A 1,981-nucleotide genomic window follows, 5' to 3' on the forward strand; every position below is an offset into this window, starting at 1 on the left:
CCTCGTTGTCGACGTCGTCATCGAGTCGCTGAGTGAGGTCGCCGTCGGCGGCGACCCCCATCACGTCGCCGAACTCCGTCGCCTTTCGCTCGAGTCGCTGTGCTAGCGCTTCGGCTTCCTGTCTCGCTTCTGCGGCTTCCTCGCGGGAGGCTTCGGCCTCGGCTTTCGAGGCTTCGACGTCCTCGATGTAGCTCTCGAGGTCGGTGTGCATCGTCGCGAGCGATTCCCCCAGGGTGCCGGGAACCGCTTGCTCGAGGGCGGGGTCGTCGAACTCCTGTTGGGCGATCGCGTTGGACTGATGGGTCGCGGTCTCGACGTACTGACTGATATCGCGGAACGAATTCCGTACTTGACCGATTTCGTCGATACGGCCGTCGGTCGTGATTTCGACGTCGGTGTCGCCGTTCGAGAGCGCCGTGGCGTCTTCAGCGATGTCATCGAGGGCCTTCGCCGTCGAGCGGCCGATCGTCGCCCCGATGAAGAGAAAGCCCGCCAGCGCGACGGCGATCAGAGCGATCAGCGAGTTGGCGACGTTGTCGACGAGCGCGTAGGCGTTCGACTGTGGCGCGTGGAAGAGCAACACCCAATCCGTATCCGAGACGTGGGCGTAGCCGACGATTTCGCCCGCGTCATCGAACTCGGCCGTCCCGGATTCGAACCGTGCCTCTTCGACGATCTCGGTTGCCTCCCCGTCCCGGTACGTCGACAGAACCGCGTCCTCGTCGGATCCGACCATCACGTCTCCGTCTCCGATGTCGACGACCTCGGTGTAATCCCCATCGATCGTGCTGTCGACGTCCGTCGCGAGCTCCGCGACGGGAACGACGACGACGATCGCGCCGTCGCTATCGGTGTTTTCGACGGGACTGATGAACGCGACCACGTTCTCGCCGTCGTGTTCGAACGTGTCCGTAAACGTCGAATCCAGTCCCGTGAGGTCGACGTCCTCGTAACTGTACTCGCTGACACCACTCCTGCTACGGACGTGGACGTCGAGATCCAGTTCCGATAGGTCGGTCCCAACCGCGGTACGGTCGGTGCTCTGCGTGACCGTGTCCGTCTCGAGATCGACGTAGTGCATCGCCTGAATCTCTTCCGGCCCCCGGAAGTGTTCGTTGTTTAACCTCGCTTCGATCTGTACTCCCTCCCTGTCGACGATCCGATCGTGCGTGGCCAGGCTGGCTGCGATCTGCTCGTATCTGTTCACCTCGTTCGAGAGCTTTTCCGCCTGGAACTCGGCCGACATCTCCACTTCGCCCTGTGACGTCTCCGTGATCTGGCTCGAGATATCGAGATAGAAAAAGCCCGCGACGCCTGCGGTGAGGACGAGGACCGCGAGGATGACGAGTCCGAACTTCGCGACGTAGCTCCGCCGAAGGCGATCCGGGACGAGCCTGGCCGATATCGGTTCGTCGTTTCGTTCCGCGTCCGGTCCCCCCCGATCCCCACCCGAGTCCGATCGGTCCATCGACGGTAGTTTTTCTCGGAGATCGGACGGTATTTTTTCCCGAACATCGTCCGGGACGAGCGTTCCCAGTGGCATCTTCAAAATAATCTTACTGTCACTAAAAATCGCTTGTGGCCCCTTTTCGTCGCGATTTCCAGCCGCAGGGCTCTTCGATGGGTGCCGAATGCACCCGATCGAGCGCGGGTCACGAGGCGGGATCGGTCCCGATTGGTCGGCTCATACGGAATGCCGTAACGATGTACCGAGGCGACCACAGGACGGCTCGCGGTCGCACCGGGACTGACGGGCAGTTGACCGTATCAGTCGTCTGAGTCGACGTTGGCCAGGTCGCTTTCCTCGTCGTGCTCGAGGACGAGGCCGGGTTCCTCGTCGCGCCCCGGATCCTCCGTGCCGCCGCAGGCGTCGACGTCGAAGGCGTCGAGCGAGAGCCGGAGACCGTCGGCCATCTCCGTCAGCGACTGGGCGCCGTCGGCGACTTCGGAGATCGTCGCCGCCTGTTCTTCGGCCGCCGCG

2 protein-coding genes are annotated in these 1,981 nt (G+C 63.0%); both read right to left on the reverse strand.

Annotated elements, in window-relative coordinates:
• Positions 1 to 1,468, reverse strand: a 1,468-nt coding sequence (locus tag AB7C87_RS24110; RefSeq protein ID WP_369732091.1) for a HAMP domain-containing protein, incomplete at its 3' end; no start/stop codon positions are given.
• A gap of 299 nt (positions 1,469 to 1,767) precedes the next feature.
• Positions 1,768 to 1,981: hypothetical protein (locus tag AB7C87_RS24115; RefSeq protein ID WP_369732092.1), on the reverse strand; the 214-nt coding region annotated here is incomplete at its 5' end.

This window comes from Natrarchaeobius versutus (assembly GCF_041205745.1).
Lineage (GTDB): Archaea > Halobacteriota > Halobacteria > Halobacteriales > Natrialbaceae > Natrarchaeobius > Natrarchaeobius versutus.